Raw genomic sequence first — 22557 nt, 5'->3', positions numbered from 1 at the left:
GTCTCCGGGCGGGTGGCTGGGGATGTCGGCATACGGCCAGGCTGGCCGTGCCCCGCCGCCCGGGTCCAACACCTCTTCCGCGCCGATTCACGCGATTGTGTTGTGAATCGTGCCCCGCGCGGTAGATTCACGCTGTGCCCCCCGCCGACACCGACCCCCGTCTCCTGCGCGCCTTCCTCGCCGTCGCCGACGAACTGCACTTCACCCGGGCCGCCGCCCGCCTCTTCGTCGCGCAGCAGGCGCTGAGCCGGGACGTCCGGCGGCTGGAGCGCGTGCTCGGCGTGGAGCTGTTCGTCCGCACGACCCGGCAGGTCACGCTCACCCCGGACGGCGAACGCCTGCTGCCGTACGCCCGCCGGGTGCTCGACGCGCACGCCGAACTGGCCGGGGCCTTCAGTGGAGCGCCCGCCCGGCCGCTGCTCGTCGACCTGAACAGCGACGGGGCGACCGCCGCCCGGGTGCTGGCGCGGGCCCGCGAGCTGCTGCCGGATTGCGAGCTGATGGCCCGCTTCGAGTCCGGCCTCACCTGGGCCGCCGCCGAGATCCTGGCCGGCCGGCTCGACGCCTCCTTCGGACGGGCCGCCGGACTGGCCCCCACGGTGCGCGCGGGTCTTTCCGTGCACCCCGTGCGGTACGAGCCGATGGCCCTGATGCTGCCCGTCTCTCATCCTCTTGCCGCGCGGGAGGTCGTCGCCCTGGCCGAGCTGTCCGGAGAGACCGTCTACGCGGGGGCCGGCAACGAGCGGACACGGGAGTGGACCGACCTCGCCGCCTCGCTGTTCGCCGAGTGGGGCATCGTCATGGCCCGACCCGTGCCACTCGCCGTGGGTGTGGCTGAATTTCAGCGGGTCATGTCGAAGGAGGGGCACCCCGTGCTCGCCGTCGTCGACTTCCCGCCGCTGCCCGGAACGGTGCTGCGCCCGCTCGTCGATCCGATTCCGCTTTCGCCGCTCGCGCTGGTCTGGCGCAAAGGCCTGAACCATCCGGGCGTAGACGCGTTGCGAAACGCTACTGACCAGTTGGCCCTTGCTGATGAGTGGCTGGCCCCGCCGCCCGGCTGCTGGCTTCCCGAGGGCGATCGGGCACTGATGCGAAACTGTTCCTGATCAACTCCGATCAGGGGCACTTGGGCGTCAATGTCGTGCGCTACATTCATCGTCCGGGTGCATGAACGCCAGGTTCGCGGACGGGTGGGGACCCAGTCCGACAGTAAAGAACCAGTCAAATTCGGTGTGCCCGATTCTTTGAGTGGGGGATGGGCTGCACCTGTGGACAATTGGCGCGAAGGCAAGGGAACCGGGCATACGCATGAGCCCAACGACGCGACGATCCAGCTCGACGGACTGGGCCGTCAGCTCGCCGAACTGCCCGGCGAACCCGCCCCGGCGGACGGCTCCGACGGCCCCGTCTTCGTCGATGAGAGCGGCCGCCGCAGCAAGACCTTCCGCCGCCTCGGCTGGGTCCTGGCCACGGTCTGCGCCGCCTACGCCGTGACGCTGGTCTTCGCCGTCCTCGGCGGAAACTCCAGCGCCCCCTGGCTGCCCCTGTCCGGACCCGAGGAGAAGGCGAAGGCGGAGCAGGTCGAGGAGCTCCCCGAGCCCAGCGCCGACACCGTGGACGACGGCCTCGCCGACGACGCCCCGGAGCCCGGGCCCAGCGCCTCCGGCGCCCCGGCGGCCGGCGCGTCCGGCGCCCCCGCGGGCGCCACCCCGTCGGCCACCTCCGTGGTCGTGCCCGCCGGTTCGGCGGACCGCCCCTCCGCGTCCGCCTCCGCGGACCCGTCCCGGCCCGCCACGGGCGGTGGCGGAGGTGGCGGCGCCACGAAACCGACCCCCACGACCTCGACCGCCAAGCCGCCGGTCGACCCCACGCCGCCGACCACAGAGCCGGAGCCGAGCGAACCGACGGCCCCGCCCGTCGATGACCCCGAACAGCCGGTGCAAGAAGAGAGCGCCCCGTAAATGAACTTCCCCGCCACGCGGGGCAGGAACGGCAAGGACGGCAGGAGGAGGAAGGCGTCACGTGGCCGGAGCCGACTCCGGCTCCCCATGCGCTACCTCCTGCCGACGACACTTCTCGTCGCCCTGCTCGCGATGCTGATGCTGCGCGGATACGTGCACAGCGAGATCCTCGCCGACCACCGGGTCCGCGACGCCGCCCCCACCCACCAGGTGCCGAAGGACGTCCTCTCCGGCGGGCCCGTAATCGACGCCCGCTCCGGTGCCGCCCAGACCCTGCGCATACCCGACCGCCGGATCGTCCTGACCTTCGACGACGGGCCCGACCCGGTGTGGACACCGAAGGTGCTCGACAAGCTGAAGGAGTACGACGCCCATGGCGTGTTCTTCGTCACCGGCAACATGGCCGCCCGCCACCCGGACCTGGTCCGGCGGATGGTGGAGGAGGGCCATGAGCTCGGGCTGCACACCTTCAACCACCCCGACCTCTCCTACCAGTCCTCCGCGCGCATCGACTGGGAGCTGTCGCAGAACCAGCTGGCGCTGGCGGGCGCGGCCGGCATCCGTACCTCGATCTTCCGGCCGCCGTACTCCTCCTTCTCGGACGCCATGGACAACAAGTCCTGGCCGGTCACGGAGTACATCGGCAGCCGCGGCTACCTCACCGTCGTCAACGACACCGACAGCGAGGACTGGAAGCGCCCCGGCGTCCGCGCCATCGTCGAACGGGCCACGCCGAAGAACGGCAAGGGCGCGATCATCCTGATGCATGACTCCGGCGGCGACCGCTCGCAGACCGTGGCCGCGCTGGACACCCTGCTGCCCGACCTCAAGGAGAAGGGCTACACCTTCACCCGGCTCACCACCGCCCTGGACGCCCCCAGCGCCCACACCCCGGTCACCGGGTTCGCTCTGTGGAAGGGCAAGGCGTTCGTCTCCGCCGTCGCCGTGTCCGAGCGGATCACCGGCATCCTGGTCGTCGGGCTCGCCGTGATCGGCGTCCTGGTGCTGGCCCGCTTCGGGCTGATGCTGCTGCTCTCCTTCCTGCACGCCCGCAAGGTCCGTCGCCGGAACTTCAGCTGGGGCGCGCCCGTCACCCGCCCGGTCTCCGTCCTCGTCCCCGCGTACAACGAACGGGAGTGCATCGAGGCCACCGTGCGCTCCCTCGTCGCGAGCGAGCACCGGATCGAGATCATCGTCATCGACGACGGCTCCACCGACGGCACCGCCGACCTCGTCGAGGCGATGCGGCTGCCCCGCGTACGGGTCGTGCGCCAGCAGAACGCGGGCAAACCCGCCGCCCTCAACAACGGCATCCGGCACGCCCGTTACGACATCGTCGTGATGATGGACGGCGACACCGTCTTCGAACCGGCCACCGTCCGCGAGCTGGTCCAGCCCTTCGGCGACCCCCGGGTCGGGGCCGTCGCGGGCAACGCCAAGGTCGGCAACCGCGACTCCCTCATCGGCGCCTGGCAGCACATCGAGTACGTGATGGGCTTCAACCTGGACCGCCGGATGTACGACGTGCTCGGCTGCATGCCCACCATCCCCGGCGCCGTCGGGGCGTTCCGCCGCGAGGCCCTGGAACAGGTCGGCGGCATGAGCGAGGACACCCTCGCCGAGGACACCGACGTCACCATGGCCCTGCACCGGGACGGCTGGCGTGTGGTCTACGCGGAGAACGCCCGCGCCTGGACCGAGGCGCCGGAGTCCGTGCAGCAGCTCTGGTCGCAGCGCTACCGGTGGAGCTACGGCACCATGCAGGCGATCTGGAAGCACCGCCGCGCGGTGATCGAACGCGGCCCCTCGGGCCGCTTCGGACGGGTCGGGCTGCCGTTCGTCTCCCTCTTCATGGTCGTCGCCCCGCTGCTCGCCCCGCTGATCGACGTGTTCCTGCTGTACGGGCTGGTCTTCGGCCCGACCGGCAAGACCGTCGCCGCGTGGTTCGGCGTGCTGGTGGTCCAGGCGGTCTGCGCCGCGTACGCGTTCCGGCTGGACAGGGAACGGATGGTCCACCTGATCTCGCTGCCGCTCCAGCAGATCCTCTACCGCCAGCTCATGTACGTCGTGCTGCTCCAGTCCTGGATCACCGCGCTCACCGGTGGCCGGCTGCGCTGGCAGAAGCTCCGCCGCACCGGCGCGGTGGAGGCGCCCGGCGGCGTCTCCGCCCAGCGGCGCGGCACCGGGTCCGTCCCCGAGAGGAGGCCCGTCGGATGAGCGCCGCCACCGTGCCTGCCGGGACCTCCGCGGCGCCCCCCGCCGCGACGGGGAAGCCCGGCCGGGACCGCTATCTCGACCTGCTCCGCACGATCGCCCTGGTCCGCGTGGTGATCTACCACATCTTCGGCTGGGCCTGGCTGACCATCCTGTTCCCCTCCATGGGCGTGATGTTCGCCCTGGCCGGTTCGCTGATGGCCCGTTCGCTGAGCCGCCCGGCCCTGGGGGTCATCCGGGGCCGTGTCCGCCGCCTGCTGCCGCCCATGTGGGTGTTCGCGCTCGTCGTCGTACCGATGATGTTCGCGCTGAGCTGGCAGCCAGTGAAGGGGGACGGCCTGTGGTGGTTCGTCAAGCTGGCCTGGTACGTCTTCCCGGTCGGCGCACCCCCCTTCCCCTGGTCCAGCGGTGGCCAGGCCGGACTGCTGGAGGACACCTGGGCGGTCCAGGCGGCGGGGCCGCTCTGGTACATCCGCGCCTACCTCTGGTTCGTCCTCGCCTCGCCCCTGCTGCTCCGGGCGTTCCGGAAGCTGCCCTGGGCGACGCTGCTCGCCCCGCTCGGCCTGACCGCAGTGATCGGCACCGGCCTGGTGACGATCCCGGGCGAGACCGGCAACGCGCTGAGCGACTTCGCGGTGTTCGGCTCCTGCTGGGTCCTGGGCTTCGCCCACCACGACGGCCTGTTCAAGGACGTGCCGCGCTACCTCACGATCTCGCTGGCGTCGATCGGCATGGGCTTCGCGCTGTGGTGGGCCTCCGGGCACCTGACCGCGGACGGCTGGGACCTCAACGACATCCCGCTGGCCCAGGCGTTCTGGTCGCTCGGCTTCTGCGTGATCCTGCTCCAGTACGCCCCGTCCTGGCAGGAGCTGCCCGGCCGGCTGGCCCGCTTCGACCGTCTGGTCACGCTCGCCAACAACCGGGCCGTGACGATCTACCTCTGGCACAACCTGCTGATCCTGGCGACGATCCCGCTGATCGACCTCCTCTGGAAGTTCCCGTACGTGGACGCGCACCTGGGATCGATGGTCGAGGCCGGGTACACCCTGCTGATGACCCTGCTGATCTGGCCGCTGCTCGCGCTCGTGATCGTCGCCGTGGGCTGGGTGGAGGACGTCGCCGCCAAACGCCGGCCCCGGCTCTGGCCGGACGGCAGACGGTAGAGCTCCATCTCACCGGGCCGGGAACGGCCCGGTGAGAGCGAGGTTGCGCACCGGTCACCTCGCGGCACCACGCCGAAACGCGGGCTCCCTAGCGTCGGGGACAACACCCCGACCCCCTGTGGAGGCACGTGATGGCAGGCCGTTGGATCGAGACCTGGGAGCCGGAGGACGAGACGTTCTGGCGGGAGAAGGGCGAACGTGTCGCCCGCCGCAACCTGTGGTTCTCCGTGCTCTGCGAGCACATCGGATTCTCCGTCTGGACCCTGTGGTCGGTGATGGTCCTGTTCATGGGACCGGAGTACGGCATCGACCCGGCCGGGAAGTTCTTCCTCATCTCGACCGCCACCCTCGTCGGCGCGTTGGTGCGGGTGCCGTACACCTTCGCCGTCGCCCGGCTCGGCGGCCGCAACTGGACGGTCTTGAGCGCGGTGAGCCTGCTCGTCCCGACGCTGGCCGCGTTCTGGGTGATGGAGCCCGGGACCTCGTACGCCACCTTCGTCGTGGTCGCGGCGCTCACCGGGATCGGCGGCGGCAACTTCGCCTCGTCGATGACCAACATCAACGCCTTCTTCCCGCTGCGCAGGAAGGGCTGGGCGCTCGGCCTGAACGCGGGCGGCGGCAACGTCGGCGTCCCCGTCGTCCAGCTCATCGGCCTGCTCGTCATCGGCACGCTGGGTGCCTCGCACCCCCGGATCGTCCTCGGCGTGTACATCCCGCTGATCGTCGTGGCCACGGTGTGCGCCGCCCTGTACATGGACAACCTCCGGCCCGTGAAGAACGACACCGGGGCCGCGCTGGAGGCCGTCCGCGATCCGCACACCTGGATCATGTCGGTCCTCTACATCGGCACCTTCGGCTCGTTCATCGGCTACAGCTTCGCCTTCGGCCTGGTGCTCCAGACCCAGTTCGGCCGGACCCCGCTCCAGGCCGCCTCGCTCACCTTCGTCGGCCCGCTGCTGGGCTCCCTGATCCGGCCCGTCGGGGGCCGGCTCGCCGACCGGTACGGCGGCGCGCGGATCACCCTGGCCACCTTCGCCGCGATGGCCGCCGCCACCGGCGTCGTCATCCAGGCGTCGAGGAGTGCCTCGCTGCCCGTCTTCCTCACCGGCTTCACCGCCCTGTTCGTCCTGACGGGCCTCGGCAACGGATCGACGTACAAGATGATCCCCGGCATCTTCCACACCAAGGCCCTCGCCCGGGGGCTCGACGGCGAGGCGGCCGCCGCCCAGGGGCGGCGGCTCTCCGGCGCGGCCATGGGCCTCATCGGGGCCGTCGGCGCGCTCGGCGGCCTGGCCATCAACCTCGCCTTCCGCCAGTCCTTCCAGACCTCCGGCACCGGAACCGCGGCCTTCTGGTCCTTCCTCGCCTTCTACGGCGTGTGTTTCGCCGTCACCTGGGCGGTATACCTTCGCAGCCCCGCACCCGTGACCGCACGGGCCCAGCTCGGTTACGCGGAGGTGTGAGGGCGGCCCGTGGGACGACGCCCCGGCGTCGTGCGACGTAACGGCCGGGAAATACGGGGGAACCGAGCCTGTCACGCACGGTTGGCAGGCTCGGTCCTCCGCACATCGCGTACCAGCGGAAACACGGAAGCCGGGAACACGCCATGCAGGACGACGACACAACGCACGGCCCCCTCGCGGGCTTCACCGTCGGGGTGACCGCCGCCCGTCGCGCCGAGGAGCTCGGCACCCTGCTCAAACGCCGCGGGGCCGCCGTCCTGCACGCCCCCGCCCTGCGGATCGTGCAGCTCGCCGACGACAGCGAACTCCTCGCCGCCACCAAGGAACTGATCGGCCACGCTCCCGACATCGCGGTCGCCACCACCGCGATCGGCTTCCGCGGCTGGATCGAGGCGGCCGACGGCTGGGGCATCGGCGACGCCCTGCTGAAGACGCTGAGCCGGGTCGAACTCCTCGCCCGGGGCCCCAAGGTCAAGGGCGCCATCCGGGCCGCCGGACTGACCGAGGCCTGGTCACCCGGGTCCGAATCGATGGCCGAGGTCCTCGACCGGCTTCTGGCCGAAGGCGTCGCAGGACGCCGGGTCGCCCTCCAGCTGCACGGCGAACCGCTGCCCGGCTTCGTCGAGTCCCTGACGGCCGCGGGCGCCGACGTCATCGTCGTACCCGTCTACCGCTGGATGCCGCCGCAGGACATCGCCCCGCTCGACCGGATGCTCGACGTCACGGCTGCCCGGGGCCTGGACGCGATCACCTTCACCAGCGCCCCCGCCGCCGCCTCGTTCCTGGGCCGCGCCGAGACCCGCGGGCTGCTTCCCGAGGTCCTCGGCGCGCTGCGCGACGACGTGCTGGTCGCCTGCGTCGGACCGGTCACCGCCCTCCCGCTCCAGGCCCGGGGCATCACCACCCTCCAGCCCGAACGTTTCCGGCTCGGCCCCCTCGTCCAGCTGACGTGCGCCCACCTCCCGTCGGGCGCCCGGATCCTGCCCGTCGCCGGCCACCGCGTCGAGATCCGGGGCCACGCCGTCCTCGTCGACGACGAGCTGCGCGCGGTGCCGCCCGCGGGCATGGCCCTCCTGCACACGCTGGCCCGCCGCCCCGGCTGGGTGGTGGCCCGCGCCGACCTGCTGCGGGCGCTGCCCGGCAGCGGCACCGACGAGCACGCGGTGGAGACGGCTATGGCCCGGCTGCGCACGGCGCTGGGCGTGCCCCGGCTGATCCAGACGGTAGTCAAACGCGGCTACCGGCTGGCGCTGGACCCGTCGGCGGACACGAAGTACGGGCGCTGACCGCCGGGGGCCCGTACGGACCCGCCCGGGGCCGCCGTACGGGGGCCGCCCGGGGGTCGTACGGAGCACCAGGTCACCCCGGTTAGCGTGACCGGATGAACGATCACCTCCACCCGCTCGCCCCCGACGTGGCCTTCCGGCCCGCCGCGATCGCCGACGCGCCCTCCTTCGCCACTGCCCTCACCCGCAACCGCGCGTACATGCGCCGCTGGGAACCCGTACGTTCCGAGTCCTTCTACACCGTCGAGGGCCAGACCGCCCGGCTCACCGCGCTGCTGGCCGACCGGGACGCCGGGCGGGCCATGCCCTGGGTGCTCGCGGACGCCGACGACCGGGTGATCGGCGCCTTCACGCTCTCCGGCGTCGAGCGTGGCCCCTTCCGCAACGCCCGCCTCGGCTACTGGGTCGACGAGGGCCACGCCGGACGCGGGCTGGCCACCGCCGCCGTCGGCGCGGTCTGCGAGGCGGCCCGCGACCTCCTGGGCCTGCACCGCGTCGAGGCGGCGACCGTCACCGAGAACGCCGCGTCCCAACGGGTGCTCGCCAAGGCCGGGTTCGAGCGGGTCGGCACGGCCCCCGGCTATCTGCACATCAACGGAGGCTGGCGCGACCACCATCTGTTCCAGCGGCTTCTGCACGACGATCCGCCGACCGCCTGAGCGTCGTTGCCGCGGGCGCCTCACGCACATGCACATGGCCGTCCAGCGGATTGTCGGGCGGCAGTGCCGGGATCACGCGCGTCAGCGCGTATCCGCACTTCTCCGCCACTCGGCACGAAGCCTCGTTGTCCTCCTGATGGAGCAACTCAAGTCGTGTCAGGCCCTGTTCGGCGAAGCGCGTGAACGCCCAGTCGGTAAGCGCCGCCAGCGCCCGTGACGCCGCGCCCCGGCCGCGCGCCGGGGCCGTCGTCCAATAGCCCACCTCCGCGAGGTCGCCCACCGGATCCGGCCGCTTCAGCACCATGTTGCCGAGCAGCTCGCCGCCCCGCCCGGCGTCCGTCACGGCGAAGGCGAAGCGGGCGCCCGTCGCCCACCCCGCACGCTGCGCCTCCAGCCAGCGGGCCGCCCTGTCCGCTCCGTGGACCTGGGTGGCCAGCCAGCGCCGCATCGCCGGATCGTCGTACGCCCGCAGCAGCGCGGGCAGATCCTCCTCGCGCCAGGGGCGCATCAGCAGGTCGCCGGAGGTGAGCGTGACGGTGTCGTGGCAGTGATCCATGGACGTCTCCCCGTAGTGATCCCTGGCCGCAACGGTACGGGGCGGGCCCCGCACTCCGCGCGGCGGCAGGGGTTCCGGCCGGGCCCCGGCAGAGGCACTCTGGGGGTGGCCGTTCCACCGGTGACCAAGGCGGTGACAGGAGCATGGCAGCGGGCAGGGGTGCGTGGACGTGGCGGTTCGACGCGGGCCGGATCTGCCTCGATCTGGTGGCCACGGAGCGCGCGGGCGGGGTGCCCGGGACCTGCGAGCAGCTCGACGGGCCCGTGCGCCTGGCCCAGTGGCTGACCGACGCCCGGCTCGTCCCGCCGGGCACCGTGCTTACGGCGCTGGACGACACCTGGGTGGCCTGTTTCCATGAGCTGCGTTCCGCCATCGGCCGTCTGATGGCGGCTCAGCTCGGGGGGCCCGAAGCCGACGGTGCGCTGGAGCGGATCAACTCCCTGGCGTCCGGAGTGCCTCCGGGGCCCCGCGCGGTGCGTGGAGCCGACGGCGACCTGGTACGGGCCCTGAGCGCCGCGCCCGACTGCGCGGGGCTTCTCGCCGTCGTCGCCCGGGACGCGGTGGATCTGCTCACCGACCCGGTCGCGCGGGCGGCCCTGCGCCGGTGCCAGGGCGAGGCCTGCCACCGGCTCTACCTGGACACCTCGCGCGGCGGGCGGCGGCGCTGGTGCTCCGGTGAGGTCTGCGGCAACCGGGAGAGGGTCGCCCGGTACCGGCGCAGGACCTTGGGGGCACCCGATGCGTGCGGCCGGGAGAAAGAAATTCCGCCCGGCGTTGAATGAACCGGCCGCCGCCGCCGTACCGATGGTCGAAGAGCTCGATTGAGGGTCTCGACCGGGAGGTTCGGGTGCGCAAGGATGCGGCCGTGGCCGATGACCGTCCGCACAGGGCTCGACATCGTGGTGAGCCGCCTGCGTCCCCCTCCGGGATACCGGACGAGGAACTGATGCGGGCGCTGTACCGCGAACATGCCGGGCCGCTGCTCGCGTACGTGCTCCGACTCGTCGCGGGTGACCGCCAGCGGGCCGAGGACGTGGTGCAGGAGACGCTCATCCGTGCCTGGAAGAACGCCGGCCGGCTCAACCGGGCCACCGGCTCCGTCCGCCCCTGGCTGGTGACGGTCGCCCGGCGCATCGTCATCGACGGCCACCGCAGTCGGCAGGCCCGGCCGCGCGAGGTCGATCCGTCGCCGCTGGAGGTCATTCCCGCGGAGGACGAGATCGACAAGGCGCTGTGGCTGATGACGCTCTCGGACGCGCTCGAAGATTTGACCCCCGCGCACCGGGAAGCATTGGTCGAGACCTACTTCAGGGGACGTACGGTCAATGAGGCCGCCGAAGTGCTCGGCGTCCCCAGCGGGACCGTGCGGTCCCGGGTGTTCTACGCACTCCGTTCGATGAAGCTCGCACTCGAAGAGAGGGGGATCACGGCATGAGCGACCAGCAGTGGCAGCCGTTCGGGCCCCGGCCTCCCGGCCACCGCGCGCCGTCCGGTCCCTCAAGTCCCCCGCATGCCGCGGGTCCCGCACACCCCTCAGGGCCCGCGCACCACTCCGGCCCCGGATACGGCACGGGCCCCGGGTGGTCCGGTGGCCCGGGCGGCCCCAGCGACCCCTCCGGCCGGGGCGAACCGTTCGGTGTGCCTCCCGAAGGACCCGAGCACGACGCGGCCGCCGCGTACGTCCTGGGCGTCCTCGACGACGCCCAGGCGAGCGCCTTCGAGGCGCACCTCGCGAACTGCGCCCGGTGCGCCGCGCATCTCGACGAGTTCGCCGCGATGGAGCCCATGCTCGCGATGCTCTCCGAGGCGCCCGCCGCCGTGCCCGGGGCCCGTCCCGTGCCGCATGTGCCGGAGCGGCCCGCGCCTCGGCTGCTCGGCGGGCTGATGGACGAGGTCGCGCACAAGCGGCACCGCCGCACCCGGCGCAGCCGGTATCTGGTCGCCGCGGCCGCCGCCCTGATCATCGGCGGCCCGGTCGCCGCCTTCGCGGTCACGGCGGGCGACGACCGCGGCGGCGGTTCGGTGGCCGCGGGCGACCCGCATCCCACCAGCCCGGCCGAGGACGCCTTCTTCCAGCACATGACGGAGAAGGTCTCCGCGACCGACCCCACCACCCGGGTCGGCGCGACCGTCGGCATGGAGGAGAAGACCTGGGGCACCCACATGGTCCTGGAGCTGAAGAACGTCAAGGGACCGCAGAAGTGCCGTCTGATCGCCGTCTCCAAGACCGGTGAGGAGGAGGTCGTCACCTCCTGGTCCGTCCCGCGGTGGGGGTACGGCATCGAGGGCGCCACGAACCCGACGGCGAAGTCCCCGCTGTACGTGCACGGCGGGGCGGCGATGGACCGGAAGGACATCGACCGGTTCGAGGTGCGGACCTTCGACGGGGAGCGGCTGGTGGAGATCGGGGCCTGAACCGCACTCCACCGCACTCCACCGCGCTCCGCCCGGTACGACGCGCGATCGGGGTACCGCCGGCAGGTGCGCTCGGGCCCCCGTTCGCATAGGGTTGACGGCTGCCCAGTGCACGTCAGAAGGGGGCCTCGGTGGCCGCGCAGGATGCCGCTGTCGAATCGCTGCGGGACCGGGAAATCGGTGTCGAGCAGGAGCATCTCGACCGTGTTTATCACCGCCTCGAAGAGAAGATCGACGAGGCGGAATTCCTTATGAACGACGCCGTCAAGCGTGGCCAGGTCGGTACCCCCGGCGCGCTCGCGGAGCGGGACGCCCAGGTGTTCCGGGCGGGGATCCACCTCAATCGGCTGAACAGCGAGTTCGAGGACTTCCTCTTCGGGAGGATCGATCTGCTGCTCGGCAAGGACGGGGAGCGCGGCCCCGACGGCGCGTACACCTCAGTCGAGCCCGCCGACGACACCGTCCGGGAGGACGCCACCGCCGAGATCGCGGAAACGCTCCACATCGGCCGGATCGGGGTCCTGGACTCCGACTACGCACCGCTGGTCATCGACTGGCGGGCCCCGGCCGCCGCCCCGTTCTACCGCTCCACCCCGAAGGAGCCGGGCCGCGTCGTGCGCCGCCGGGTCATCCGCTCCAAGGGCCGCAAGGTCCTCGGGGTCGAGGACGACCTGATGCGCCCGGAGCTGACGGCGTACCTGGACGGCGAGAAGCTGCCGGTGATCGGGGACGGCGCGCTGATGGCGGCGCTCGGCCAGGCCCGCAGCCACACCATGCGGGACATCGTCTCCTCCATCCAGGCCGAACAGGACCTGGTCATCCGGGCCCCCGCCGCCTCCGTCACCGAGGTCACCGGCGGCCCCGGCACCGGCAAGACCGCGGTCGCCCTGCACCGGGCGGCGTATCTGCTCTACCAGGACCGGCGGCGGTACGCGGGCGGCATCCTGGTCGTCTCGCCCACCCCGCTCCTGGTCGCGTACACCGAAGGGGTGCTGCCCTCGCTCGGAGAGGAGGGCCAGGTCGCGATCCGCGCGGTCGGCTCGCTGTCCGACGACGCGGCGGGCCTCCAGGGCGCGACCACTTACGACGAACCGGCCGTGGCCCGGATCAAGGGCTCCTCCCGGATGCTCCACGTGCTGCGGAAGGCCGCCCGGGGCGCGCTGGAACAGGGCCGGGCCGCGGCACCGCGTGAGGAGACCGGCCAGCTCTCCTTCGGCGAGGAGCCCGATCAGGGTGGCGCCGCGCCGACCCCCGACCGGCTGCGCGTCGTCGCCTTCGGGGCCAGGGTCGAGCTGGAGGCCGACGAACTCCGGCGCATCCGGCACAACGCCCTGGGCGGCACCGCCCCGGTCAACCTGCTGCGCCCGCGCGCCCGCAAGCTCCTGCTGGACGCCCTGTGGAACAGGTCCTCCGGACGCGGCCGGTACACCGACCCCCAGCTGGTGGCGGAGCTGCGCTCCTCCTTCGACGAGGACGTCTCCACCGAGACCCCGTTCCTGGAGTTCCTCGACGCCTGGTGGCCCGAACTGACGCCGCGCCGGGTGCTGGCCGCGATGGCCGACGAGCGACGCCTGGGCCCCTGGTCACGGCGCATCCTCAACCAGGGCGAGGTACGCCGCCTGGCCCGGTCGCTGAAGCGTCTCGACGCGGACGGCGACGGGCCGCTCTCCGTCCACGACGTGGCGCTCCTGGACGAGCTCCAGGCGCTGCTGGGCACCCCGAACCGGCCCCGGCGCAAGCGCGAGGCGGACCCGCTGGACCAGCTCTCGGGTCTGGAGGAGCTGATGCCGCAGCGCGAGGAGACCCAGTGGGAGCGGGCCGAGCGGCTCGCGGCGGAGCGCACCGAGTACGCCCACGTCATCGTCGACGAGGCGCAGGACCTCACCCCGATGCAGTGGCGCATGGTCGGCCGCCGGGGCCGGCACGCCACCTGGACGATCGTCGGCGACCCGGCCCAGTCCTCCTGGTCCGACCCGGACGAGGCGGGCGCCGCCCGGGACGAGGCGCTCGGCTCCCGGCCGCGCCGCCGCTTCACCCTCACCGTCAACTACCGCAACCCGGCGGAGATCGCGGAGCTGGCCGCGAAGGTGCTGGCGCTGGCGATGCCCGGCATGGAGTCCCCGGCGGCGGTCCGCTCGACCGGGGTGGTGCCCCGCTTCGAGCCGGTACGCGACGGGGACCTGGCCGCCACGGTCCGCGAGGAGGCCGCCAGGCTGCTGGCGGAGGTGGACGGCACGGTCGGCGTGGTCGTCGCGATGAACCGGCGCGCCCAGGCCCGCGAGTGGCTCGCCGAGCTGGGGGAGCGGGTCGTGGCGCTGGGCAGCCTGGAGGCCAAGGGCCTGGAGTACGACGCCACGGTGGTCGTCTCGCCCGCGGAGATCGCGGACGAGTCCCCGGCCGGTCTGCGGGTGCTGTACGTGGCGCTGACCCGGGCGACGCAGCAGCTCACGGTGGTCTCGGGGGAGCGGGACCTGCCGGACGAGGACGGGGTGCCGGACCTGCTGAGGGACTGACACAGGGTCGGCCGGGGGCCTTCCCCGGTCAACCGGACCATGGTCGATCGGGTGGTCGGGGAGGGTTTCGCGAGTCAACCCGTCGCACGGGAATCACTTCTCGGGGGTGTTTGTTACCTTGGTACTGGCACCGACTCGATCCAAGCCCCCGGGCCCAACCTTCGTCGCTTCGAGCGACCACTTGCCGCGAGGCGAGCATGGCGGGTCGGTGCCGCTCAACCGGAAAAGACAGACCCGCGTCACCTGTTGGTGGCGCGGGTCTGTTCTCGTTTACGGGCCGCCCCGGCCGGGTTCGGGTCCCCTTGGGGGTTCCGCCGAACAGGTAGTTTCTCGTATGGTGGAAAGAACTTTCCGAAAGGCGGCAGTCATTACCGGCTACCAGTCGGTAGGTGCGACGATCGGGAAGCGTGACCGGAACGAGGGTTCCGGTTGCGCGGCAATGAAGCTAAGGAAAGCGAAGGACTCGGCCATGGCAACGGCGCCCAGCGTCTCGTACTCGATGACGGTCAGGCTGGAGGTGCCCGCGAGCGGCACCGCGGTCTCCCAGCTCACCACGGCCGTGGAGTCCTCCGGGGGCTCGGTCACCGGCCTCGACGTGACCGCCTCCGGCCACGAGAAGCTGCGGATCGACGTCACCATCGCCGCCACTTCCACCTCGCACGCGGACGAGATCGTCGAAGGTCTGCGTGACATCGAGGGCGTCACGCTGGGCAAGGTCTCCGACCGTACGTTCCTCATGCACCTCGGCGGCAAGATCGAGATGGCGTCCAAGCACCCCATCCGCAACCGTGACGACCTGTCGATGATCTACACTCCCGGCGTCGCCCGGGTCTGCATGGCCATCGCCGAGAACCCCGAGGACGCGCGCCGCCTCACCATCAAGCGCAACTCCGTCGCAGTTGTGACGGACGGCTCCGCGGTGCTCGGCCTCGGCAACATCGGCCCGATGGCCGCGCTGCCCGTCATGGAGGGCAAGGCGGCGCTCTTCAAGCGCTTCGCCGGCATCGACGCCTGGCCGATCTGCCTGGACACCCAGGACACCGACGAGATCGTCGCGATCGTCAAGGCCATCGCCCCCGGCTTCGCGGGCATCAACCTGGAGGACATCTCCGCGCCGCGCTGCTTCGAGATCGAGGCCCGGCTGCGCGAGGCCCTCGATATCCCCGTCTTCCACGACGACCAGCACGGCACCGCGATCGTCGTCCTGGCCGCCCTCACCAACGCCCTGCGCGTGGTGGGCAAGGGCATCGGGGACGTACGGGTCGTCATGTCCGGCGCGGGAGCGGCCGGTACGGCCATCCTGAAGCTGCTCATCGCCGCGGGCGTCAAGCACGCCGTCGTCGCCGACATCCACGGTGTGGTGCACGCCGGACGCGAGGACCTGGTCGCGGCCGACCTCGACTCGCCGCTGCGCTGGATCGCCGACAACACCAACCCGGAGGGTGTCACCGGCACCCTCAAGCAGGCCGTCGTCGGCGCCGACGTCTTCATCGGCGTCTCCGCCCCGAACGTCCTGAACGGCGACGACGTCGCCGCGATGGCGGACGGTGCGATCGTGTTCGCGCTCGCGAACCCGGACCCCGAGGTCGACCCCGCGATCGCCCGTCAGACGGCGGCGGTCGTGGCCACCGGCCGCTCGGACTTCCCCAACCAGATCAACAACGTGCTGGTCTTCCCGGGTGTTTTCCGCGGTCTGCTGGACGCTCAGTCCCGCACCGTCAACACGGAGATGATGCTCGCCGCGGCCGGCGCGCTGGCCGACGTGGTCGCCGAGGACGAGATCAACGCGAACTACATCATCCCCTCGGTCTTCAACGACAAGGTGGCGGGCGCGGTCGCCGGAGCCGTCCGGGCCGCCGCGAAAGCCGCCGCGGGCCCGGGAGCGGCCACCGCCACCTCCGTCTGACCTCACCGCTTCGGGGGCCCCGCAAGGGGTACCCGGGGGGTGCTCCGGGCCGCACCCGCCCGTGCCGTACGGCGCGTCGCGGGTCGCGGCGCCCCAAACGCCCCTTTAGGGTGGGCGGGCAGTGGGCCCTGCGGGGCCCGGCATCCGCTGCGGACCGCTCGGTCAAGTCGACGGAGCGTCACCACGAGCAAACCGTGGCGCTTTTCATTGACCCCGAAGGGTTCCGGATTGGCTTTCCCGCCGCTGGTGGGGGCAGGATGCGTAATCGGGCGAGAGGGTCTGACATCAGACCCGGGTCCGGGGACTGTCAGAGGGCCCTGGCAGCATCGGCTTCGATCTCACGCCTCACAGGCAAGAAGAACACGGGAGTAACAACATGAACCGCAGTGAGCTGGTGGCCGCCCTGGCCGACCGCGCCGAGGTGACTCGCAAGGACGCCGACGCCGTGCTGGCCGCCCTCGCCGAGACCGTCGGTGAGATTGTCGCCAAGGGCGACGAGAAGGTCACCATCCCCGGCTTCCTGACCTTCGAGCGCACCCACCGTGCCGCTCGCACCGCTCGCAACCCGCAGACCGGCGACCCGATCAACATCCCCGCCGGCTACAGCGTGAAGGTCTCCGCGGGCTCGAAGCTCAAGGAAGCCGCCAAGGGTAAGTAACCCTCAAGGCGCAACGAGGGCGGCCACTCCCGACCAGGAGTGGCCGCCCTTGCGCATGCCCGGGGCACATGCGCCCCGGGCATGCGGGTCGAGGCGTTCGTGCGCCCGCGGGGCCTTCCAGGAGGCTCAGGGGTGCATCCGCGCGCCCTTGAGGACCTTGTCCACGGCGTTGCGCGGCCCGTACACCACGAGCCCCACCAGATCGAGCGCGTCCCGCCGCACCGCCCGTACGGCCGCCCGGTTGTCCCGGTCGTTCCCCGTGCCGAACAGGTCCGCGGTGAACACGGCCGTCGTCAAGGACCGGGACAGCGCCCTGGCGTGCGCGGCGGTCAGCGTCTCCTTCGATCCCTCGAAGACCAGCACGGGCTGGCGGATCATCGGCAGGTACGCGGTGGAGTCGGCGTCCTCGTAGGGTGCGCCGATCACCTCCGACGCCGCCGTACCCAGGCCGCTGACGAGGAAGGCGGTCACATTCAGGCGCTGCCAGGTCTCCAGGTCGTCACGGAGCAGCACCGCGACCTTCGTGTCGAAGCGGACGGGGGCGGTCCCGGCGGGCGTGGTCGTGGCGGTTTCCGCCGTCGTGGTTCTCATGGTTCGAGACTGGCCGGTGGGCCCGGGCGGGATCTTGTACGTTCTTAGCGTGGTGCCACGGCAGGAGATCCAGGATGTCGCGGCCTGGCGTCCGGCCGTCGCCGGCGTCGTCTAGGTCTTCCACGCCCGCTTCACCGAGCACGTCTACCCCATGCACGTCCACGACGCCTGGACGCTCCTGATCGTCGACGACGGCGCCGTCCGCTACGACCTGGACCGCCACGAGCGCGGCACTCCGGGCGGCACGGTGAGCCTGCTGCCGCCGCAGGTCCCGCACAACGGTTCGCCCGCGACCGCCGACGGCTTCCGCAAACGGGTGCTCTACCTGGACATGTCCCAGCTGGACGCGAGCCTCATCGGGCCCGCCGTGGACACCCCCGACCTCGTCGACCCGCTGCTGCGTGCCCGCGTCGGCCGGCTCCACACGGCCCTGGCGGCCCCGGACGGCGCGTTGGAGGCCGAGAGCCGCCTGGCGTTCATCGGGGAGCGACTGAGGAGCCACCTGCGCCCCGTGGCGACCCCCGTGGGCCCTCCGCGCCCGCCGGGGCCATCAAGGGGCGGCGTCGCACGGGACCTGCGCGAGCTCCTCGACGAGCGGCTGCGCGAGGGCGTCACCCTGGCGGAGGCCGCCAGCCTCGCCCACGCGCACCCCGCCCACCTCGTACGGGCCTTCAGCGCGGCCTACGCCATCGCGCCGCACCAGTACGTGACGTCCCGCCGTGTCGACCGGGCCCGCCGGCTGCTGCTCGACGGGGTGCCGCCCGGCGAGGCGGCGGCCGCCGTGGGCTTCCACGACCAGTCCCACCTCACCCGGCACTTCAAGCGGATCGCCGGCACCACCCCGGGCCGCTACGCCCGCCATGTCCGCCATGCCCGCCCCCAAGGGCCTCAGATGCCCTTCTGACGCACGACAGCCCGCCGCCCCGGCTCCGAGGACCGGAAGCCGGGGCGGCGGGTTGCTCACGCGGGAACCGCGCGGTGCGCAGTGCTGTGTGCGGCAGCACTGTGCGGGCCGTGAGAGGCACGCGGGTGGGCGGGTCAGACGAGCGAACCGCCCGGCAGCTCCACCTTCGCGCCGAGCTTCTCCAGCTTCTCCATGAAGTTCTCGTAACCGCGGTTGATCAGGTCGATGCCGTGCACCCGGGAGGTGCCCTGCGCCGCCAGCGCTGCGATGAGGTACGAGAAGCCGCCCCGGAGGTCCGGGATGACCAGGTCGGCACCCTGCAGCCTGGTCGGTCCGGAGACGACCGCCGAGTGCAGGAAGTTGCGCTGGCCGAAGCGGCAGTCCGAACCGCCCAGGCACTCGCGGTACAGCTGGATGTGCGCACCCATCTGGTTGAGCGCGGAGGTGAAGCCGAGCCGCGACTCGTACACCGTCTCGTGGACGATCGACAGGCCCGCGGCCTGCGTCAGCGCCACGACCAGCGGCTGCTGCCAGTCGGTCTGGAAGCCGGGGTGCACGTCCGTCTCCAGCGCGATGGCGTTGAGCGCGCCGCCCGGATGCCAGAAGCGGATGCCCTCGTCGTCGATCTCGAAGGCCCCGCCGACCCGGCGGAAGGTGTTCAGGAAGGTCATCATCGAACGCTGCTGGGCGCCGCGCACATAGATGTTGCCCTCGGTCGCCAGCGCCGCCGACGCCCAGGAGGCCGCCTCCAGACGGTCCGGGAGCGCCCGGTGGGTGTAACCGTCGAGCCTGTCGACACCGGTGATCCGGATGGTCCGGTCGGTGTCCACGGAGATGATCGCGCCCATCTTCTGCAGTACGCAGATGAGGTCCTCGATCTCCGGCTCGACGGCCGCGTTGGACAGCTCGGTGACGCCCTCGGCGAGCACCGCGGTGAGCAGCACCTGCTCGGTGGAGCCCACCGACGGGTACGGCAGCCGGATCTTGGTGCCGCGCAGCCGCTGCGGGGCCTCCAGATACTGGCCGTCGGCCCGCTTCTCGATGGTCGCGCCGAACTGGCGCAGCACCTCGAAGTGGAAGTCGATCGGCCGGCCGCCGATGTCGCAGCCGCCCAGGCCCGGGATGAAGGCGTGGCCGAGGCGGTGCAGCAGCGGGCCGCAGAAAAGGATCGGGATGCGCGACGAGCCCGCGTGGGCATCGATGTCGGCGACGTTCGCGGACTCGACGTGCGAGGGGTCGAGGATCAGTTCGCCCGGTTCGTCGCCGGGGCGGACGGTGACGCCGTGCAGCTGCAGCAGCCCCCGGACGACCCGTACGTCACGGATGTCGGGAACGTTGCGGAGACGGCTGGGCCCGCTGCCGAGCAGCGCGGCGACCATTGCCTTCGGCACCAGGTTCTTGGCGCCTCGGACGCGGATCTCGCCCTCCAGCGGGGTGCCGCCGTGGACAAGCAGGACATCGTCTGTGCCGGTCATGTATCTCGCGTTCCGGAGTGGTCGGGCAGGGGGCCAACGAAAAGGGTAATGGCCTCCCACCCCCCTTCCGTAAGGCGAAGGGGGGTGTACGAACGTCATGAATCCGCCACAACACCCTCCGCGCATCCGATCTTGCGGAGGGTTACCGTCCGGATGGCTCACCGCGCCCCGCCGTTCGGTGCGCTCCCCGTGCCTCCGTGCGCCCTGAGCTGCGCTCGCTCTCCTGAGGGCGGCAGCACGCCCACTCGGCCCCCGCGGAGGGCGAAGATGCGGGATCATTCCTGCCATGACCGAGGTGTCCTCGCTCACAGGGCGACTGCTCGTGGCCGCACCCGCCCTCACGGACCCGAATTTCGACCGCGCGGTGGTGCTGCTCCTCGACCACGACGAGGAGGGCTCCCTCGGTGTGGTCCTCAACCGCCCGACCCCGGTCGGCGTCGGCGACATCCTCGCGCCCTGGGCCGGCCTGACCGGCGAGCCGGACGTCGTCTTCCAGGGCGGCCCGGTCTCGCTCGACTCCGCGCTCGGCGTGGCGGTGATCCCCGGCGACGAGGGCCCGCTCGGCTGGCGGCGGGTGCACGGAGCGATCGGCCTGGTCGACCTGGAGACCCCGCCGGAGCTGCTCGGCCCCGCCCTCGGTTCGCTGCGGATCTTCGCCGGATACGCGGGCTGGGGCCCCGGTCAACTGGAGGGTGAGCGAGACGAGGGCGCTTGGTACGTGGTCGAGTCGGAGCCCGGCGACGTCTCCTCCCCGCACCCCGAACGGCTCTGGCGTGCGGTGCTCCGCCGCCAGCGCAGCGAGCTCGCGATGATCGCCACGTATCCGGACGACCCTTCGCTCAACTGATGTCCGTCTCTTTCAGTACCCTTGGCGGTTATGAGCACTCTTGAGCCCGATCGCGGGGCAGGTACGGGGACCCTCGTCGAACCGACGCCACAGGTGTCGAGGGGCGACGGCGACCACGAGCGCTACGCCCATTACGTCCAGAAGGACAAGATCATGGCGAGTGCCCTGGAGGGCACTCCCGTGGTCGCGCTGTGCGGGAAGGTCTGGGTGCCGGGGCGCGACCCCAAGAAGTACCCGGTCTGTCCCATGTGCAAGGAGATCTACGAGTCCATGGGCGCCGGCGGCGACAAGGGCAAGGGCAAGGGCGGCGGCAAGGACAAGAAGTAGGTCCGCTCCCTCACTTGGACCCACCGGCGACTGGGGGGCGGGTCTTGGCTGTCAGGCCCCCGGGGCGCGCGTCACCGCGCGCCCCGGGGGCCTTTTGCGTTCCCGGTCACTTTCGGTGACCGGACGCTCGCGTTGCACGGGCTGCATCCCCTGGTCACAGAGTGGTGGAGACCACTTGTCGACGCCGGAACGCGGATCTACTCTCCTGCCAGTTGTGCAGAACGAAACGCACGTTGCACATGATGCAACGCATGACCGGTAGGGGTTCCGGATGAAGCTTTCTGCCCGAATTGCCGTCCCGGCTGCGGCGCTTGTGCTGGCCGGCCTCACCGCCACCGCCTGCGCGCCGCAGACCTCCGACACCAGTGCGAAGGGTGACGAGAAGAGCGGCACGCTCCGTGTCTGGCTCTTCCAGGAGGTCGGCAACAAGCCCAAGGAGAAGGTCGTCGACGCGGCCGTCGCCGACTTCGAGAAGGCCCACAAGGGCGCGAAGGTCGAGGTCGAGTACATCCCCGTCGACACCCGCGCGCAGCGCGTCAAAGCCGCTTTCAACGACCCCAAGAGCGCCCCGGACCTCATCGAGTACGGCAACAGCGACACCGCCGGATACGTCAAGGACGGCGGACTCGCGGATGTGACCGAGGAGTTCGGCGCCTGGGACGAGGCCAAGGACACCGACCCGACCGCCAAGCAGTCCGTCACCGTCGGCGACAAGGTCTACGGCGCGCCCTTCTTCGTCGGCGTCCGGGCCCTCTACTACCGCACCGACGTCTTCGAGGACCTCGGCATCGAGGCCCCCAAGTCCCAGGCCGAGCTGATCTCCACCGCCAAGAAGATCCGCAAGGCGAAGCCCGACCTCTACGGCCTCGCGGTCGGCGGCGCGTACACCTACGGCGCGCTGCCCTTCATCTGGGCCAACGGCGGCGAACTCGCGGGCGAGAGCGGGGGCACGTACAAGTCGGGAATCAACAGCGAGAAGTCCCGCAAGGGCATCGAGGCGTACACCTCGCTCTTCGGCGACGACAACTGCCCGGCCGCCAAGTGCGCCTCCATGGGCGGCAACGCCACCGTGACCGCCTTCGCCTCCGGCAAGGCCGCCATGGCCATCGGCGGTGACTTCAGCCACGCGGCCGTCGAGGCGGGCGCGGTCAAGGGCAAGTACGCCGTCGTACCGCTGCCCGGCATCGCCGAGGGCTCCATCGCCCCCGCCTTCGCGGGCGGCAACAACCTCGGCGTCCTCAAGAGCAGTTCGCACCGCACCCTCGCCGTCGAACTGATGAAGTCGCTGAGCGGCAAGAAGACCCAGGCCCAGATGTTCGACGCGATGGGCTTCCTGCCCACCTACACCGACGTCCTGGACAACGCCGCGAAGAAGGAGCCCTTCGTCGCCCCGTTCGTCCGGACCCTCGGCGCGGGCGCCAAGTTCGTCCCCACCTCGCCCGCCTGGGGCCAGATCGACGCCTCGCTGGTCCTGCCGACGATGTTCCAGGAGATCGTCTCCGGCCGTAAGGACGTGGACCGGGCCTCGGACGACGCGGCGAAGAAGATGAACACGGCCTTCACCGACGCGGGCTGACGATGACCACGCACACCACCCCCCTCAAGGTCCCGCCCGCGGG

General features: G+C 71.6%; 19 protein-coding genes and 1 pseudogene. 17 read left to right on the top strand and 3 right to left on the bottom strand.

Annotated features, from left to right (window positions below; all coding sequences use genetic code 11):
- Positions 1-134 precede the first annotated feature (134 nt).
- From B9S58_RS05580 to B9S58_RS05550, 7 genes are all read left to right on the top strand, one after another.
- The gene (locus B9S58_RS05580; protein ID WP_103531017.1) at positions 135-1106 is read left to right on the top strand and encodes a LysR family transcriptional regulator; all 972 of its coding nucleotides are present in this window, start codon (positions 135-137) and stop codon (positions 1104-1106) included.
- Positions 1107-1268: 162 nt separating this feature from the next.
- On the top strand, positions 1269-1961 hold the full coding sequence (locus B9S58_RS05575) for a hypothetical protein (protein WP_103531016.1): 693 nt from the start codon (positions 1269-1271) through the stop codon (positions 1959-1961).
- Entirely contained in the window at positions 1962-4178 is a 2217-nt protein-coding gene (locus tag B9S58_RS05570; protein WP_103531015.1) for a glycosyltransferase, read from the top strand.
- Positions 4175-5338, top strand: coding sequence for an acyltransferase (locus B9S58_RS05565; RefSeq protein ID WP_103531014.1), 1164 nt, complete (start codon positions 4175-4177; stop codon positions 5336-5338). The genes B9S58_RS05570 and B9S58_RS05565 overlap by 4 nt, the downstream gene beginning before the upstream one ends.
- A gap of 131 nt (positions 5339-5469) precedes the next feature.
- Positions 5470-6801: a NarK/NasA family nitrate transporter gene (locus B9S58_RS05560; protein WP_103531013.1), complete on the top strand. Its 1332-nt coding sequence runs from the start codon at positions 5470-5472 to the stop codon at positions 6799-6801.
- A 143-nt stretch (positions 6802-6944) separates the two neighbouring features.
- Complete coding sequence (locus tag B9S58_RS05555) at positions 6945-8087, top strand: uroporphyrinogen-III synthase (protein WP_103531012.1); 1143 nt, start codon at positions 6945-6947, stop codon at positions 8085-8087.
- Between the two features lie 95 nt (positions 8088-8182).
- Positions 8183-8746 carry a GNAT family N-acetyltransferase gene (locus tag B9S58_RS05550; RefSeq protein ID WP_103531011.1) on the top strand — a complete coding sequence of 188 codons (564 nt, stop codon included), beginning with the start codon at positions 8183-8185 and terminating at the stop codon, positions 8744-8746.
- On the opposite strand, the gene B9S58_RS05545 is transcribed toward B9S58_RS05550, so the two are convergent.
- Positions 8679-9302 carry a GNAT family N-acetyltransferase gene (locus B9S58_RS05545; RefSeq protein WP_103531010.1) on the bottom strand — a complete coding sequence of 208 codons (624 nt, stop codon included), beginning with the start codon at positions 9300-9302 and terminating at the stop codon, positions 8679-8681. The genes B9S58_RS05550 and B9S58_RS05545 overlap by 68 nt on opposite strands.
- 143 nt (positions 9303-9445) lie before the next feature.
- On the opposite strand from B9S58_RS05545, the gene B9S58_RS05540 reads away from it, so the two are divergent.
- From B9S58_RS05540 to B9S58_RS05515, 6 genes are all read left to right on the top strand, one after another.
- Positions 9446-10084, top strand: coding sequence for an ABATE domain-containing protein (locus B9S58_RS05540; protein ID WP_103531009.1), 639 nt, complete (start codon positions 9446-9448; stop codon positions 10082-10084).
- Between the two features lie 65 nt (positions 10085-10149).
- The gene (locus B9S58_RS05535; RefSeq protein WP_103531008.1) at positions 10150-10737 is read left to right on the top strand and encodes a sigma-70 family RNA polymerase sigma factor; all 588 of its coding nucleotides are present in this window, start codon (positions 10150-10152) and stop codon (positions 10735-10737) included.
- The gene (locus B9S58_RS05530; RefSeq protein WP_258044197.1) at positions 10734-11717 is read left to right on the top strand and encodes an anti-sigma factor; all 984 of its coding nucleotides are present in this window, start codon (positions 10734-10736) and stop codon (positions 11715-11717) included. Before B9S58_RS05535 ends, B9S58_RS05530 begins: the two co-directional genes overlap by 4 nt.
- Positions 11718-11848: 131 nt before the next feature.
- Entirely contained in the window at positions 11849-14230 is a 2382-nt protein-coding gene (locus tag B9S58_RS05525) for a UvrD-helicase domain-containing protein (protein ID WP_103531006.1), read from the top strand.
- A 469-nt stretch (positions 14231-14699) separates the two neighbouring features.
- Positions 14700-16136, top strand: coding sequence for an NAD-dependent malic enzyme (locus B9S58_RS05520; RefSeq protein WP_103531005.1), 1437 nt, complete (start codon positions 14700-14702; stop codon positions 16134-16136).
- A 376-nt stretch (positions 16137-16512) separates the two neighbouring features.
- Positions 16513-16794, top strand: a complete 282-nt coding sequence (locus tag B9S58_RS05515; protein WP_003968811.1) for an HU family DNA-binding protein — start codon at positions 16513-16515, stop codon at positions 16792-16794.
- A 126-nt stretch (positions 16795-16920) separates the two neighbouring features.
- Here B9S58_RS05515 and B9S58_RS05510 read toward each other — a convergent pair whose 3' ends face one another.
- Positions 16921-17385 (bottom strand): DUF2000 domain-containing protein, encoded by a 465-nt coding sequence (locus B9S58_RS05510; RefSeq protein ID WP_103531004.1) that lies wholly within the window; start codon positions 17383-17385, stop codon positions 16921-16923.
- On the opposite strand from B9S58_RS05510, the pseudogene B9S58_RS05505 reads away from it, so the two are divergent.
- A pseudogene (locus B9S58_RS05505) lies at positions 17384-18289 on the top strand (AraC family transcriptional regulator). The gene B9S58_RS05510 and the pseudogene B9S58_RS05505 overlap by 2 nt on opposite strands.
- Before the next feature lie 134 nt (positions 18290-18423).
- Here B9S58_RS05505 and murA read toward each other — a convergent pair.
- Entirely contained in the window at positions 18424-19764 is a 1341-nt protein-coding gene (gene murA / locus B9S58_RS05500; protein WP_103531003.1) for a UDP-N-acetylglucosamine 1-carboxyvinyltransferase, read from the bottom strand.
- 286 nt (positions 19765-20050) lie between these two features.
- On the opposite strand from murA, the gene B9S58_RS05495 reads away from it, so the two are divergent.
- The 3 genes from B9S58_RS05495 (at position 20051) to B9S58_RS05485 (ending at position 22514) form a co-directional block, all read left to right on the top strand.
- Positions 20051-20611, top strand: coding sequence for a YqgE/AlgH family protein (locus B9S58_RS05495; RefSeq protein WP_103531002.1), 561 nt, complete (start codon positions 20051-20053; stop codon positions 20609-20611).
- A gap of 30 nt (positions 20612-20641) precedes the next feature.
- Positions 20642-20938, top strand: a complete 297-nt coding sequence (locus tag B9S58_RS05490) for a DUF3039 domain-containing protein (protein WP_103531001.1) — start codon at positions 20642-20644, stop codon at positions 20936-20938.
- Between the two features lie 271 nt (positions 20939-21209).
- Positions 21210-22514, top strand: coding sequence for an extracellular solute-binding protein (locus B9S58_RS05485; RefSeq protein ID WP_103531000.1), 1305 nt, complete (start codon positions 21210-21212; stop codon positions 22512-22514).
- Positions 22515-22557: the final 43 nt, after the last annotated feature.

Source organism: Streptomyces sp. SM11, assembly GCF_002910905.1.
In the GTDB taxonomy this organism is placed as follows: domain Bacteria; phylum Actinomycetota; class Actinomycetes; order Streptomycetales; family Streptomycetaceae; genus Streptomyces.
Note: the sequence above shows the minus strand (reverse complement) of the source record. Positions and strands in the feature narration are given on the sequence as shown.

Coding starts and splice junctions, on each gene's coding strand:
- B9S58_RS05555 (WP_103531012.1), top strand. CDS start 6,945: ATGCAGGACGACGACACAACGCACGGCCCCCTCGCGGGCTTCACCGTC.
- B9S58_RS05550 (WP_103531011.1), top strand. CDS start 8,183: ATGAACGATCACCTCCACCCGCTCGCCCCCGACGTGGCCTTCCGGCCC.
- B9S58_RS05490 (WP_103531001.1), top strand. CDS start 20,642: ATGAGCACTCTTGAGCCCGATCGCGGGGCAGGTACGGGGACCCTCGTC.
- B9S58_RS05570 (WP_103531015.1), top strand. CDS start 1,962: ATGAACTTCCCCGCCACGCGGGGCAGGAACGGCAAGGACGGCAGGAGG.
- B9S58_RS05545 (WP_103531010.1), bottom strand. CDS start 9,302: ATGGATCACTGCCACGACACCGTCACGCTCACCTCCGGCGACCTGCTG.
- B9S58_RS05560 (WP_103531013.1), top strand. CDS start 5,470: ATGGCAGGCCGTTGGATCGAGACCTGGGAGCCGGAGGACGAGACGTTC.
- murA (WP_103531003.1), bottom strand. CDS start 19,764: ATGACCGGCACAGACGATGTCCTGCTTGTCCACGGCGGCACCCCGCTG.
- B9S58_RS05540 (WP_103531009.1), top strand. CDS start 9,446: ATGGCAGCGGGCAGGGGTGCGTGGACGTGGCGGTTCGACGCGGGCCGG.
- B9S58_RS05485 (WP_103531000.1), top strand. CDS start 21,210: ATGAAGCTTTCTGCCCGAATTGCCGTCCCGGCTGCGGCGCTTGTGCTG.
- B9S58_RS05520 (WP_103531005.1), top strand. CDS start 14,700: ATGGCAACGGCGCCCAGCGTCTCGTACTCGATGACGGTCAGGCTGGAG.
- B9S58_RS05530 (WP_258044197.1), top strand. CDS start 10,734: ATGAGCGACCAGCAGTGGCAGCCGTTCGGGCCCCGGCCTCCCGGCCAC.
- B9S58_RS05565 (WP_103531014.1), top strand. CDS start 4,175: ATGAGCGCCGCCACCGTGCCTGCCGGGACCTCCGCGGCGCCCCCCGCC.
- B9S58_RS05515 (WP_003968811.1), top strand. CDS start 16,513: ATGAACCGCAGTGAGCTGGTGGCCGCCCTGGCCGACCGCGCCGAGGTG.
- B9S58_RS05510 (WP_103531004.1), bottom strand. CDS start 17,385: ATGAGAACCACGACGGCGGAAACCGCCACGACCACGCCCGCCGGGACC.
- B9S58_RS05495 (WP_103531002.1), top strand. CDS start 20,051: ATGACCGAGGTGTCCTCGCTCACAGGGCGACTGCTCGTGGCCGCACCC.